The 12,938-nt window shown below is 65.7% G+C and carries 11 protein-coding genes; 6 read left to right on the top strand and 5 right to left on the bottom strand.

Annotation, left to right across the window (positions count from 1 at the left end):
• Positions 1 to 49: 49 nt before the first annotated feature.
• Genes QTI04_RS24610 through QTI04_RS24620 form a run of 3 tightly spaced genes read right to left on the bottom strand, consistent with a single transcriptional unit; the run spans position 50 to position 3,071 of the window.
• On the bottom strand, positions 50 to 1,237 hold the full coding sequence (locus QTI04_RS24610; RefSeq protein ID WP_286599371.1) for an AI-2E family transporter: 1,188 nt from the start codon (positions 1,235 to 1,237) through the stop codon (positions 50 to 52).
• Complete coding sequence (locus tag QTI04_RS24615; RefSeq protein WP_286599370.1) at positions 1,234 to 1,986, bottom strand: LytTR family DNA-binding domain-containing protein; 753 nt, start codon at positions 1,984 to 1,986, stop codon at positions 1,234 to 1,236. The genes QTI04_RS24610 and QTI04_RS24615 overlap by 4 nt, the downstream gene beginning before the upstream one ends.
• A complete protein-coding gene (locus QTI04_RS24620) occupies positions 1,983 to 3,071 on the bottom strand; it encodes a sensor histidine kinase (protein ID WP_286617866.1) in 1,089 nt (362 codons plus the stop codon). The genes QTI04_RS24615 and QTI04_RS24620 overlap by 4 nt, the downstream gene beginning before the upstream one ends.
• 49 nt (positions 3,072 to 3,120) lie before the next feature.
• Between QTI04_RS24620 and argH the strand changes: the two genes are divergently transcribed.
• The 5 genes from argH to QTI04_RS24645 all read left to right on the top strand — a co-directional run bounded on the left by argH (position 3,121) and on the right by QTI04_RS24645 (position 9,443).
• A complete protein-coding gene (gene argH, locus QTI04_RS24625; RefSeq protein WP_286617867.1) occupies positions 3,121 to 4,518 on the top strand; it encodes an argininosuccinate lyase in 1,398 nt (465 codons plus the stop codon).
• Positions 4,519 to 4,739: 221 nt separating this feature from the next.
• The gene (locus QTI04_RS24630; RefSeq protein WP_286599364.1) at positions 4,740 to 5,576 is read left to right on the top strand and encodes a glycosyltransferase family 2 protein; all 837 of its coding nucleotides are present in this window, start codon (positions 4,740 to 4,742) and stop codon (positions 5,574 to 5,576) included.
• A gap of 33 nt (positions 5,577 to 5,609) precedes the next feature.
• Positions 5,610 to 6,581, top strand: a complete 972-nt coding sequence (locus tag QTI04_RS24635; RefSeq protein WP_286600066.1) for a UDP-glucuronic acid decarboxylase family protein — start codon at positions 5,610 to 5,612, stop codon at positions 6,579 to 6,581.
• 4 nt (positions 6,582 to 6,585) lie between these two features.
• On the top strand, positions 6,586 to 7,959 hold the full coding sequence (locus QTI04_RS24640) for a UDP-glucose/GDP-mannose dehydrogenase family protein (protein WP_286617868.1): 1,374 nt from the start codon (positions 6,586 to 6,588) through the stop codon (positions 7,957 to 7,959).
• 17 nt (positions 7,960 to 7,976) lie between these two features.
• Positions 7,977 to 9,443, top strand: coding sequence for a rhomboid family intramembrane serine protease (locus tag QTI04_RS24645; protein ID WP_286617869.1), 1,467 nt, complete (start codon positions 7,977 to 7,979; stop codon positions 9,441 to 9,443).
• A 14-nt stretch (positions 9,444 to 9,457) separates the two neighbouring features.
• On the opposite strand, the gene QTI04_RS24650 is transcribed toward QTI04_RS24645, so the two are convergent.
• On the bottom strand, positions 9,458 to 10,756 hold the full coding sequence (locus tag QTI04_RS24650; protein ID WP_286617870.1) for a hypothetical protein: 1,299 nt from the start codon (positions 10,754 to 10,756) through the stop codon (positions 9,458 to 9,460).
• 180 nt (positions 10,757 to 10,936) lie between these two features.
• On the opposite strand from QTI04_RS24650, the gene QTI04_RS24655 reads away from it, so the two are divergent.
• On the top strand, positions 10,937 to 11,698 hold the full coding sequence (locus tag QTI04_RS24655) for an SGNH/GDSL hydrolase family protein (protein WP_286617871.1): 762 nt from the start codon (positions 10,937 to 10,939) through the stop codon (positions 11,696 to 11,698).
• Here QTI04_RS24655 and opgC read toward each other — a convergent pair.
• Complete coding sequence (gene opgC, locus QTI04_RS24660) at positions 11,675 to 12,817, bottom strand: OpgC domain-containing protein (RefSeq protein WP_286617872.1); 1,143 nt, start codon at positions 12,815 to 12,817, stop codon at positions 11,675 to 11,677. The genes QTI04_RS24655 and opgC overlap by 24 nt on opposite strands.
• Between the last annotated feature and the right edge of the window lie 121 nt (positions 12,818 to 12,938).

The following is a 12,938-nucleotide window of genomic DNA, read 5'->3' on the forward strand; positions in this document are numbered from 1 at the left end:
CGGTCGGGGGGAGGCGGCCACACGAAGTGGGCAAGCCTGGGGGCGAGCTTTATTCCCCCAGCAACTCCCCGATCGGCTGCAAATCCTCCACGTGATCGCAGGTGGCCTTTGCCACCATCATGATCGGGATCCCCAGGAGCAGCCCCCAGATCCCCCAGAGCCATCCCCAGAAAATCACGCCGACGAACACGGCGACCGGGTTCATCCGGCTCGTGCGGCTCGTCAGAAACGGCACCAGCAGGTTCCCCACGAGGGTGTGGATCACCAGCGACACGCCACCAACCAGCAGTGCCATCTCGATACCGTTGAACTGCAGGAAAGCGACCAGCCCCGCCGCCGCCATCACGATGACGGAACCGATGTAGGGAATCAGATTGGTGACCGCCGCCAGGATGCCCCACACCGCGGCGTTCTCCAGCCCGATGGCCCAGAAGGCGAGCCCGGTCGCGACGCCGACCAGCGCGCTGGTGAGGATCTGCACGATCAGATAGCGTTCGATGTGCTTCGTGATGTCATCCAGCACATGCACCGTGATCTTTTTCTTCTGCAGGCTGGGCCCGGTGATCTTGACCAGCTTGCGGCGGAAAGTATCGCCCGAACCGAGCGCGAAAAAGGTCAGGAAGGCCACCAGCGTGAGTTGCCCGGCCGCGCCGATCAATCCCACGGTGCCGCTCCATAGATAGTCGCGCACGTTGAAGGAGGGTCGTTCGATGACCACGCGCGCCACGCCCTTGCGGGCTGCGACCTTGGCCGAGTTTTCCTCGGCGGCCTGTTCGAGCTGCGCGGCTGCCTTCTGCACCGTGTCGAGCGCGTTCGCATCGGTGGCGCGGCTGTTGGTGCGCACAGCGATCCGCAGTTTCTGCGCCGCGACAGGGAGCGCATCGAGCAGTTCGGAGGCGCTGCCCGACAGCGAATAGCCCGTCCAGCCAAAAGCCCCGCCGAGGCCGAGGAGGATCACGGCCGCGCCGATCCAGCGCGAGATCTTCCAGCGTTCGAGCAGGTCGACCAGGGGGGCCAGCGCATAGGTCAGCATCAGGCTCACCATCAACGGAATGAAGACCGCCGCAGCCCAGCGCAAGGCGAACACGGTCGCCAACACCGCGAGCACGACCAGCGACGCGCTGCGCACGTCGACCGGCATGTGCAGCAGCACGCGATCCGGTTCCTGCGACTCGACGGGTGCCTCGACCTTCGCGTCGGCACTTTCGGCGGCTTTCTGATCGGCCTCGGCGCTCACCGCGGCTCCTTGAGCACTTCGCGCACCGAGGACAGCTGCCGGCGCGACACCACGACCGGCTCCGGGATGCCGTCGAGCCGAAGTGCCCAGCCTTCGGCGTCCTCGCCGTCGTCGTACTTTTCGAGCGCACGGATGGCCGAGCGCGCGACCAGCGCATTGCGATGCACACGCACGAAGCGCGCGGGAAAGCGCTCTTCCAGCTCGGAGAGCGAGCCGTCGAAGATGTGGCTGCGCGCTGCAGTGCGCACCGTGAGGTACTTGAACTCGGACTTCAGGTAGAGCACCTCGGCCACGGGCACCCGCTCCGTGCGGCCGCGATCCTGGATGAGCAGGACGTCCTGGGGTGCCTCCGGCGCCGCTGCTGGCCGACGTTCCTTCAGGTGGCGCTCGACCTTCTGCAGGGCCTGCTGCAGGCGCTCGGCCCGCACGGGCTTGGTCAGGTAGTCGACCGCCTCCAGCTCGAAAGCGGTGACTGCGTGCGCCGCGAACGCGGTGACGAACACGACCGCCGGTGCCCCTGGCCGGCTGCGCAGGCTGCGTGCCAGTTCGATGCCGTCGATGCCGGGCATATGGACGTCCAGCAACACCAGGTCGAAGCGGGTGCTCGCCAGATGGTGGAGGGCACCCTCCCCGTGTGCCGCCTCGGCGACGACCTCGGCCGTGGGTTCTCGGCAATCGGCCAGCAGAGCCCGCAGACGCGAACGCGCCAGCGCTTCGTCATCGACGATCAAGGTGCGAAGTGGGGTCATGTTTCTGCAGGAATGGCAATGCGGACGCGATAGCTCTTCTGGTCCATGCCGGCGCTGAACTGCGCCTGCATGTCGTGGAGCAGCCGGAGACGGTCGCGCACGTTGTCCAGCGCAATGCCGTGTCCTCGGGGCAAGGGCTGGTCGGCCCAGCGCAACGGCGGCAGGCTGTTGATCACCTCGATCAGCACCATGCTGCCGCGGCGCTCCGTGCGGATGCGCAACTTGGCGCCCTCGGGACTCGGCTCGACGCCATGCTTGACGGCGTTCTCCACCAACGGCTGCAACAGCAGGGGCGGCAGGCGGGCGATGTTGGCCTCGGGGTCGATGTCCCAGCGGATGCGCAGGCGTTCGCCGAAGCGCACCTGTTCGATGGCGAGATAACGCTGGGCCAGCGCAATCTCGTCCGCGAGCGTGACCGACTCGCCGGGGTCCGCCAGCGCCTGGCGGAACAGCTCGCTCAGGTCCTCCAGCATCGCCTCGGCCTTGGCCGGCTCCTCGCGGACCAGGGCAATCGCACTGTTGAGGGTGTTGAAGAGAAAGTGCGGCCGGATGCGCGACTGGAGCTCTTCGAGCCGCGCCGTCGTGGCCGCTGGCGTCCGCCCCCGCGCGCGCAGCACCAGCGCCGCCATCATCAGCCCCGCAAACAACGCGCCGGCCAGGGCACTGGCCAGCCAGGGGGCGCCACCGACCACACCGGTCAGGCGAAGCAAGGCGCATCCGTAGAGACCGGCCACCGCGCCGAGAAAGGCGCCCGCCGCGTACTGCGCCTGGACCGGCAATCGGCTGAGCACTTTCTTCAGAGCACATGCAATGAGGAGCCAGAGCAAGGTGGCGGGCAAGGCCCCGCCCGTCACGGTCGCGGCCAGCAGCAGCCACTCCGACAGGGTGGGCGCCAGGAACAGGGTGACGACCGCCACCACGACCTCCACGAACAGCACCGCGCGCAGCACAACCCCTATCTGGCAGGCGTCGAACAGCACCATTCCCACGCGCGCAGGCACCCGCCCCTTGGGCTGCAAGGGCGCCGACGGGGTCGTCGCGGACGACGACGAAGGGGTGGCCGATAAAATCGACGGGTTGCGCATCACAGAAACATTGGGTGACAAACCCATTATTGCCTCCCGAACGGCTCCCATGACCCAAAACCAACTCGACAAGAAATCCGAAGCCTGGTCCGCCCTGTTCTCCGAACCGATGAGCGACCTGGTGAAACGCTATACCGCGAGCGTCTTCTTCGACAAGCGTCTGTGGCAGGCTGACATCGAGGGTTCGCTGGCGCATGCCGGGATGTTGGCCGCCCAAGGGATCATCGGCGCGCAGGACCACGCCGATATCCAACGCGGGATGAAGCAGATTCGCGAGGAAATCGAATCGGGCGCCTTCGAATGGAAGCTCGACCTCGAGGACGTGCACCTGAACATCGAGGCCCGCCTCACCCAACTGGTGGGCGACGCCGGCAAGCGCCTGCACACCGGCCGCAGCCGCAACGACCAGGTCGCCACCGATGTGCGCCTCTGGCTGCGCGGCGAGATCGACCTGATCGGCGGCCTGCTGGTGGACCTGCAGAAGTCGTTGATCGAGATCGCCGAAAAGAACGTCGAAGTGATCCTGCCCGGCTTCACGCACCTGCAGGTGGCACAGCCCGTGAGCTTCGGGCACCACATGATGGCTTACGTCGAGATGTTCGCGCGCGACGCCGAACGCATGGCCGACGTGCGCAAGAGGTTGAACCGCCTGCCGCTTGGCGCCGCTGCGCTGGCCGGCACCAGCTACCCGCTGGATCGCGAAGCCGTGGCCCGCACACTCGGCATGGACGAGGTCTGCCAGAACAGCCTCGACGCCGTGAGCGACCGCGACTTCGCCATCGAATTCACTGCTGCGGCATCGCTCGCGATGGTGCACATCAGCCGCCTGAGCGAGGAACTGGTGCTGTGGATGAGCCAGTCCTTCGGCTTCATCGACATCGCGGACCGCTTCTGCACCGGCAGTTCGATCATGCCGCAGAAGAAGAACCCGGACGTGCCCGAACTCGCCCGCGGCAAGACCGGCCGCGTGGTCGGCCACCTGATGGCGTTGATTACGCTGATGAAGGGCCAGCCGCTCGCCTACAACAAGGACAACCAGGAAGACAAGGAGCCCCTGTTCGACACCGTCGACACGCTCAAGGACACCTTGCGCATCTTCTCGGAGATGGTCGGCGGCATCACCGTTAAACCCGTGGCCATGGAAAACGCCGCGCTGCGCGGTTACGCGACCGCCACCGATCTGGCCGACTACCTGGTGAAGAAGGGCCTGCCCTTCCGTGACGCGCACGAAACCGTGGCGCACGCGGTCAAGGCGGCGATCTCGCACAAGGTGGATCTGTCGGAGCTGCCGCTGGCCGTGCTGCAGACCTTCAATTCGAAGATCGAAAAGGATGTCTACGGCGTCCTGAGCCTGCGCGGCTCGCTGACTGCGCGGAACATCCTCGGTGGCACCGCTCCGGCGCAGGTTCGTGAACAGATTGCACGGCACCGCAAGCGGCTGGCCTGACGTGCTCGGGTTTACCCGAAACCCCGCCAATACCATGATGCTGTTGGCTTTTCTGCTATCAGAAAAGTAGCAAGCTGAGGTCATAGGCCGTTGGGACGAGTACCGCCGGCCATCGGATCTGTTCCAAAACGTAAGAATGTAGTGCTAAAGTTTGGCACGCTTCGCGCTTGGGAAGGTGGCAAGCTCCACCGTCCGAACCGCACATCGAGCGCCCAAACCTCATGGAACTACCTCGCTGCGTTGTTGTCATCCTGACCTTCAATTCCGCTTCGATCATTCGGGAAACCGTGTCGCAGGCGAAGAAGGTGAGCCCCCACGTCTATGTGGTCGACTCCCACTCGTCCGACGGCACGCCCGCCATTCTCGAAGAACTGGGATGCACCGTCGTGCAGCGTCCCTTCTCCAACTACAGCGACCAGCGCAACTGGGCGATCGCCCAGATCGAGGGCGCGTACGCCTGGCAGCTCCATCTGGACGCCGACGAGGTGCTGGATGACCGGTCGGTCGACGAAATCAACGCCCTGCTAGCGGGCACGCCCGAATTCGACGCCTACCTGATCCGCCGCCGCGACTACTTCATGGGCAAGATGCTGCGCTTCAGCGGCGTCAATCCGTGGCACCTCAGGCTCTTCCGGTCGGGCTCGGGGCGCTGCGAGTCCCGGCTGTACGACCAGCATTTCATCAGCCCCGCGAAGCCGGGGCGGATCAACGGGTTCATGCACGACAAGAATTCGGCCCGGCTCAGCGACTGGATCGCGAGCCACAACCGCTGGAGCGACGCCGAAGCCAAGGAGAAGCTCGGCCCGCGCGTGGCCGCCGATAACGTGCTGACGCCGCGCCTCACGGGCGATGCCCGCGAACGCACCCGCTACATCAAGGAGCTGTACTACAAGCTCCCGACGGGCATGCGCTCGCTCAGCTACTTCATTTACCGCTACGTCTTCCGGCTGGGTTTCCTCGATGGCCGGACGGGCTTCTACTTCGCCTTCTTCCAGGCCTTATGGTTCCGGATGCTGGTCGACGCGAAGATGTACGAACAGCGGTCCCAGCAACCCTGATCCGATGGATCTTTTTACGGAGTGATCACACGCATGCGGCAATACAACGCTTCCAAGCGAATGCTCGTCACCGGCGGCGCCGGCTTCCTCGGCAGCCACCTCTGCGACCGGCTCATCGAACAAGGACACGACGTCCTGTGCGTCGACAACTTCTTCACCGGCACCAAGCGCAACGTCGAGCACCTGCTCGACCATCCACGCTTCGAGCTGATGCGCCACGACGTGACCTTTCCGCTATACATCGAGGTCGACGAGATCTTCAACCTCGCCTGCCCCGCCTCGCCGATCCACTACCAGCACGATCCGGTGCAGACCACCAAGACCAGCGTGCATGGCGCCATCAACATGCTCGGGCTGGCCAAGCGGGTGCGCGCCAAGATCCTGCAGGCTTCCACCAGCGAGGTCTACGGCGACCCCGAAATCCACCCCCAGGTCGAGGCCTACTGGGGCCGCGTGAACCCCATCGGCATTCGGAGCTGCTACGACGAAGGCAAGCGCTGCGCCGAGACGCTCTTCTTCGACTACCACCGCCAGCACAAGCTTCGCATCAAGGTCGTGCGCATCTTCAATACCTACGGCCCCCGCATGCACCTGAACGACGGCCGCGTGGTCTCGAACTTCATCGTGCAGGCGCTCAAGGGCGAGGACATCACCATCTACGGCGATGGCCAGCAGACCCGCAGCTTCTGCTACGTGGACGATCTCGTCGAAGCGATGCTTCGCATGATGGGCACCGGCGACGAGGTGCCGGGCCCGATCAACATCGGCAACCCGGGCGAGTTCTCGATGCTGGAGCTGGCCAACAAGGTCATCGAACTGACGGGGTCCAAGAGCAAACTGGTGCGCATGCCCCTGCCCGCCGACGACCCCAAGCAGCGCCGCCCCGACATCTCGCTCGCGCAGAAGGAACTCGATGGATGGGCGCCCCGCACCCAGCTCGAGGAAGGGCTGACGAAGACCATCGCCTATTTCGACCAGATTCTCTCGGAACCCAAGGCGGCCTGAGCTCATGAACATCTCGATCATCGGCACCGGCTACGTCGGACTCGTCACCGGTGCCTGCCTGGCGGACCTCGGCAACCAGGTGTTCTGCCTCGACGTCGACCCGCGCAAGATCGCGACGCTCAACGAAGGCGGCATCCCGATCTACGAGCCCGGCCTCGGCGACCTCGTCGAATCGAACGTCGCGGCCAAGCGACTCTCCTTCTCCACCGACATCGAAGCCTCCGTCGCGCATGGCGACGTGCAGTTCATCGCGGTCGGCACGCCGCCCGACGAGGACGGCAGCGCCGACCTGCAGTACGTGCTGGCCGCGGCGCGCAACGTCGGCCGGTACATGGAGGGCTTCAAGGTCGTGGTCGACAAGTCGACAGTGCCGGTGGGCACGGCCGACCGCGTCACCGCGGTGATCCAGGAAGAGCTCGACAAGCGCGGGCGTTCCGACCTGCGCTTCTCGGTCGTCAGCAATCCCGAATTCCTGAAGGAAGGCGCGGCGGTCGAGGACTTCATGCGGCCCGACCGCATCGTCATCGGCTACACCGACGACGATAACGGTCGCGAGGCGCTGGGCTGGATGCGGCGGCTTTACGCGCCTTTCAACCGCAACCATGAGCGCACGCGCGTGATGGATGTGCGCTCCGCCGAGTTCGCCAAGTACGCGGCCAACGCGATGCTCGCCACCCGCATCAGCTTCATGAACGAACTGGCCAACCTGGCCGACCGCGTGGGCGCCGACATCGAGGCCGTGCGCCAGGGCATCGGCTCCGATCCGCGCATCGGCTACAGCTTTCTCTATGCCGGAACGGGCTACGGCGGAAGCTGCTTCCCCAAGGACATCCAGGCGCTGACGCGCATTGCGCGCGACAACGGCCAGGCACTGCGCGTGCTCGAATCGGTCGAGGCGGTCAACGACGAGCAGAAGCGCGTGCTGACCAACAAGGTGCTGCAGCGCTTCGGCCCCGACCTGAGCGGCCGCACCTTCGCGCTCTGGGGGCTGGCCTTCAAGCCGAACACCGACGACATGCGCGAGGCGCCCAGCCGCGTGGTGATCAGCGTGCTGCTTCGCGCCGGCGCGCGCGTGGTGGCGCACGACCCCATTGCCGTCAACGAGACGCAGCGCGTGCTCCAGCTCGACTTCGCGGATGCGCCTTCGCTGCTCGAACGCATCAGCTTCACCTCCGCCAAGGACCCGATGGAGGCGCTCGACGGCGCCGACGCGCTGATCATCGTGACCGAGTGGAAGGCCTATCGCAGCCCCAACCTCGAACGGCTCAAGACGCTGATGAAATCGCCAGTCATCTTCGACGGCCGCAATCTCTACGAGCCGATCAACATGAAGGAAGCCGGCGTCATTTACCACGGCATCGGGCGCAACAGCCTCTGAGCCCGGACTGACGCGACTTGTTCTACGCGATCCCACTCGAAAGCCGGCCGACCTGGCGCAACCCGCCATGGATGACCGTTCTGCTCATCCTCGTGAACATGCTGGTGTTCTGGGGACCGCAGCGCAGCGAGCAGAGGGCCGAGCATCGCGCGGCCCGCTTCTACGTGCAAAGCGAGTTGCCCCGGCTGGAGTTGCCGGCCTTCGTCGAGTGGCTCGCTGAAACCGGCTCGCCGCATGCGCCCACGGCCCGGCAGCTGCTCGCACGCGGCGATGTCGAGAACCTGCTGGAGGGCCTGCAGCGCGAGAAGGCCTTTCTCCACAAGCTGCATGTCGATGCGGTCGTGACACCTGCCAACCCGCGCTACATCGAGTGGAGGAACGAGCGCCGCGAGTACGAGGCGATGCTGCCCCCGCCCTTCACCGAGCGCTGGGCGCAGGACCACAACGCAGGGGCCGAGTTCAAGCCCTGGACCTGGGTCACCTCCGCCTTCCTGCATGGCAGCACGAGCCACCTGCTTGGCAACATGCTCTTCCTGTTCCTCTTCGGCTTTTCGGTCGAACTGGCGCTGGGGCGCGGTCTCTACCTGGCCTTCTACCTGCTGGGTGCGGTGGGGGCCTCGGCGCTGGCCGCTTGGGCCTATGCGGGCAACGGCGGGTACGGACTGGGCGCCTCCGGCGCAGTGTCTTCGCTGATGGGCATGTATGCGGTGATGTACCGGCTGCGGCGCATCCGCTTCTTCTACCAACTGTTCTTCTACTTCAACTACGTCACCGCGCCGGCGTTGATCCTGCTGCCGGCGTGGATTGCCAACGAACTGCTCCAGCACTTCGTCGGCGGGCAGGGCATTGCCTACATGGCCCACCTGGGCGGCCTTTTGACGGGCGCGATGCTCATGGCCGGCACCATGCGGTGGCGGCAGCTTCAGCTACCCTCCGCGCCGACCGAAGCAGCGCCGGACCCGTTCGCGCAACACGTCGCGTCTGCGCGCCGTCTCGCCGCCGAAATGAAGTTCGACCTGGCGTGCGCCGAATGGCGGGCGGCGGCCAAGCTGCGGCCCGACGACGCCGACACGCTCCGCGCATGGTTCAACACCGCCAGGCTCTGGCCGGCCGGCGAGGATTTCCATCGCGCGGCGCACCGCATCTTCAGGCTCTCGCCGCACGATCCGGTCACGCTTGAGCTGCAGTACACGAGCTACAAGACCTACCTCGATCACGCCAAGCCCGGCGCACGCCTGAAGCCCGACGACATGGCACGGCTCGCCCGGCGATTCACGCGCGCGCGCCAGTTCGCCGATGCCGAGCGGCTGTGCCAGGCGCTGCTGAAGACCGCGCCCGATCACCCCGAGTTGGCCGACACCCTTTCGCTGTGCGCCAATGGCCTGCTGCAGGCCGGCCGTCGCGATCAGGCCCTGGGCTGGCTGCCCGACCTGTTGCGCCTCGCGCCGCAGGACATGGTCACGCGCACGCTGCAGAAGGGCTGAACGGAAAGGCTGAATCAGCCCTGGGGAACCTCGCGCAGCAGCCAGCGCACTTCGGAGGTCTGCTCGCTACCGGGGTAGCGGACTTCGAGCGTCGTGAGGATCGGCTGCGCCATGTCTCGGCGGTTCAGCCCCTGCACCAGCACACGCGCGGCCAGCTCGTAGGCCTGCGGGATCAGCGCATGACCGCGAAAACGCTTGTCGAAACCGGACAGCAGCGCGAGCGCGGCGCGTGCATCGCCGTTGCGCCATTCGGCCCGGCTGAGCGCCATCGTGGCGGCCGGGTCATCCACGACGAAAGTGGCGTCCTTCTCGCGGCAATCCTTGTACACCTTGACCGCTTCGGAGGTGAGGTCGCGGCGCACGAGCATGTCGATCAGCCGGCGCGCATGGTCCAGCAGCGTCGCAGTCTTGTCGGGCGACAGCAGCAGCATGCGGTGATAGCGGCGCCGGGCCGCCAGGTCGTCCGGCTGCGTACGCTGTGCCTCGTAGGCGAGCGCGAGCGCGCCGGCGGTGTCGCCGTCGGTCACCATCTGCGCAACCAGCGCATCGGTCTGCTGCTGGGCGATCTGCGCCGGCGTTCGGGTGTCGATCTGCCGGTCGTCGGCGCCTGCCCCCGGCAGCAACTCGATGCCCAGCTCGGCGTGGTTCTGGTACATCACATAGCCCAGCAGACTGGCCATGACCCAGCCGAAATAGATCATCACGAAGTTGATGGCCGGCAGCATGATCCAGCCGCTCATCAGCGGCAGCAGCATGACCAGCGCGATCTGCGCACCCGTGTTCAACAGGAAGAGAAAGACGCACAGCAGCGCATAGGGCCAGCCGACCGCGCGCATGGTCTCCCAAACGAGCGCCGGGTTCAGCGCCTGGAAGAAGCTGCCCGAGTGCACCAGCACCATCATGGTGGCCGGCAGGGTGAATGACACGACAAACATCGCGATCTGCGCCAGCACCGGATTCAGCGCACCCAGGAGGCCTGCGGCGAAGGCCTGCACGAGCACCAGCGCGAAGAGCTTCCAGGGCAGGTTCGTCCACTCGTCGTCCAGCGTGCGCGGGAAGTCGCTGGCGCGCACGATGCCGCGTGAGCCGAGCGCCATGACCTTGAAACCATAGCGGGTGGCCGCGAGCACGATGCCGAGCTCGACCACCAGCACGGCCAGCGCGCGCGGCAGGAAGATCAGCAGATGGGCAATCAAGGCGCACAGTGCCAGCACCACCGCGTAGGCCAGCGGCTCCCATTGGAAGGGGAACGCGAAAAAGGTGTTCAGGCGATGCCAGAACGGTCGAGGTGCAGGGCCGCTTTGCTCGTGCATGGGACGCTCCAGGGAAGGACCCCAGTATATGTTTCCATATGTTGCAGATCCCGTGCCGGCTTTCGGCCACGCCTCTGACCCCGTCTCTTGCACATGCGACCCGTTACCATTTGGCGACACGTTGGCAGGGAACTTGCCAACGTATTCAGGTCGAAGAACGTTTGGATTTCCATGGTGTCGATGAAAGCTGTTCGCCTTGCCGCTCTATCGCTCGCGTTGCTCACAACGCTGGCATCGCAGGCCCAATCCCTTGCATCGACCGACGCCGCACAGCCCTCTCCCGCCACCTCCTCCGCTTACCTCGCCGCCCAGGCCCGCTGGCAGAGCGAGCTCAACGCCTTCGCGAGTGCCGACCGGGCAGGCCTGCCCGCCAGCGACGGCGTGCTCTTCGTCGGCAGTTCCACCATCCGGATGTGGCCCAACATCGCGCAGGACTTCCGGCAGCAGCCGGTGGTCATCAACCGCGGGTTCGGCGGCTCGACGATGGCCGACTGCAGCCTCTTCGTGCACGAACTGGTGGTGCGCTACAAGCCGCGGCTGGTGCTCGTCTATGCCGGTGACAACGACCTGGCCGAAGGCCGCACGCCGCTGCAGATCCTGGAGAGCTTTGCGCACTTCGCCAACACCGTGCGGTCTGAACTGCCGAACACGCGCATCGCCTACATCTCGGTCAAGCCCAGCCCTTCGCGCGAAAAACTCATGCCGCAGGTTCGCGAGACCAACAACGTGATCGCAGCCTACCTTCGCCGCCTGCCCAACAGCGAATACATCGATGTGTTCACACCGATGGTGGGCGCCGACGGCCGGCCCCGGGCCGAGTTGTTCCGCGGCGACCAGCTGCACATGAACGACGAGGGCTACCGGCTCTGGCAATCGGTCATTGCGCAATACCTGGACCCGGCAGCGCGGGTCGACGCCTCAGTCGCGCAAGGGCTGCGCTAGCGCCGTCGGGGGCTGGCCCCGCTCGTCCCACCACTGGACGGCCCTCGCCACACCGTAGAGGCCCGAGAACACCACGCCCAACAGCAACGCATCGCCCCACCAGGGCCGCGCGACCTGGTTGTCGCCGTAGACAGCCAGCACAGTCAACACCGCCACCAGGTGCGCGCAGAAGACCGGCAGCGAGGCCCGGCCCATGGCCTCCAGCCAGTGCAGGCGCGGGATGCGTCGCATGAAGTCCGGGCCGAACTGGATCGCGAGGATGCCCAGCACAAGGAGATTCACGATGCGCAGCGGCCCCAGTTGCCACTTGTCGAACAGCAGGTTGCGCTCCACGTCGCCACCGAACGGCGCCTGGCCGTTGATGCCGTGGTGGCGCCAGTAGAAGCCGTACAGCGCGGCCGCTCCAGCCACCGCCAGCAGCCACTTCGGGAAGCGGAAGGGCTGCGCGCCGGGCGCGTTGCGGCTCGCGCCCATCCACAAGCCCGCGAACCAGAGAAACTGCCACGCGAAGGCATTGAACGCGCCCATTTCATGAAAAGGCACCGGGAGCCCGACGTACCGGACCGCCAGCTCATAGAGCCATTCGCTGAGCCCGAACTGCGCCAGCCCCCAGACGATGGCACTCGCCACCATCACGCGGGCCCAGCCGTGCCGCATCGCGAAGGCCAGCACCCAGGGGCTCATCAGCATGAAGAAGATGTACATCGGCAGGATGTCGAGCAACGCGGGCTCGTACACCAGCAACAGCGAATAGATGAACCCCTCCCACGGATTCGCCAGGTAGAAGGACAGCAGGTTCTTCACAGCCGGCTGGTCGATGCGCAGGCTCACCGCCGTGATGATGGTGAAAAGGAAGAGCAGGGTCGCGGCCTGGCTCAGGTACACCTTGAGCGCGCGCCGCCAGAAGGCTTGGCGCATCGAATCGACGCCGCGGTTGTAGCTGATGCGGCTATAGACCAGCCCCGCCACGAAAGCCGACAGCAGCACGAAGCCTTCGGCCGCGGACACGAATCCGAAGGGCTGCCCCAGCGGGTCGGTCAGGCGCGTGGGTAGATGGGTGATGGTCATCAGCACGAGCATGAGCCCGCGCAATGCATCGATTTCCCAGTAGCGTTTCATCAGGCGGCGTGATGTGTGAGGCGGTCCGCGCGACACCCGCACGACGAGCCTCCAATTGTAAGGAACGCCCCTCCAGGCACCCGATTCGCAAGGCCAAATAGGCTACGCTCCCAAGAGGAGG

The sequence above is a fragment of the Variovorax sp. J22R115 genome (assembly GCF_030317005.1).
Classification (GTDB): domain Bacteria; phylum Pseudomonadota; class Gammaproteobacteria; order Burkholderiales; family Burkholderiaceae_C; genus Variovorax.

Excerpts from the sequence above, each read along its gene's own strand:
- QTI04_RS24615 (WP_286599370.1), bottom strand. The coding sequence starts at position 1,986 with ATGACCCCACTTCGCACCTTGATCGTCGATGACGAAGCGCTGGCGCGT.
- QTI04_RS24620 (WP_286617866.1), bottom strand. The coding sequence starts at position 3,071 with ATGCGCAACCCGTCGATTTTATCGGCCACCCCTTCGTCGTCGTCCGCG.
- argH (WP_286617867.1), top strand. The coding sequence starts at position 3,121 with ATGACCCAAAACCAACTCGACAAGAAATCCGAAGCCTGGTCCGCCCTG.
- QTI04_RS24630 (WP_286599364.1), top strand. The coding sequence starts at position 4,740 with ATGGAACTACCTCGCTGCGTTGTTGTCATCCTGACCTTCAATTCCGCT.
- QTI04_RS24635 (WP_286600066.1), top strand. The coding sequence starts at position 5,610 with ATGCGGCAATACAACGCTTCCAAGCGAATGCTCGTCACCGGCGGCGCC.
- QTI04_RS24640 (WP_286617868.1), top strand. The coding sequence starts at position 6,586 with ATGAACATCTCGATCATCGGCACCGGCTACGTCGGACTCGTCACCGGT.
- QTI04_RS24650 (WP_286617870.1), bottom strand. The coding sequence starts at position 10,756 with ATGCACGAGCAAAGCGGCCCTGCACCTCGACCGTTCTGGCATCGCCTG.
- QTI04_RS24655 (WP_286617871.1), top strand. The coding sequence starts at position 10,937 with ATGAAAGCTGTTCGCCTTGCCGCTCTATCGCTCGCGTTGCTCACAACG.
- opgC (WP_286617872.1), bottom strand. The coding sequence starts at position 12,817 with ATGAAACGCTACTGGGAAATCGATGCATTGCGCGGGCTCATGCTCGTG.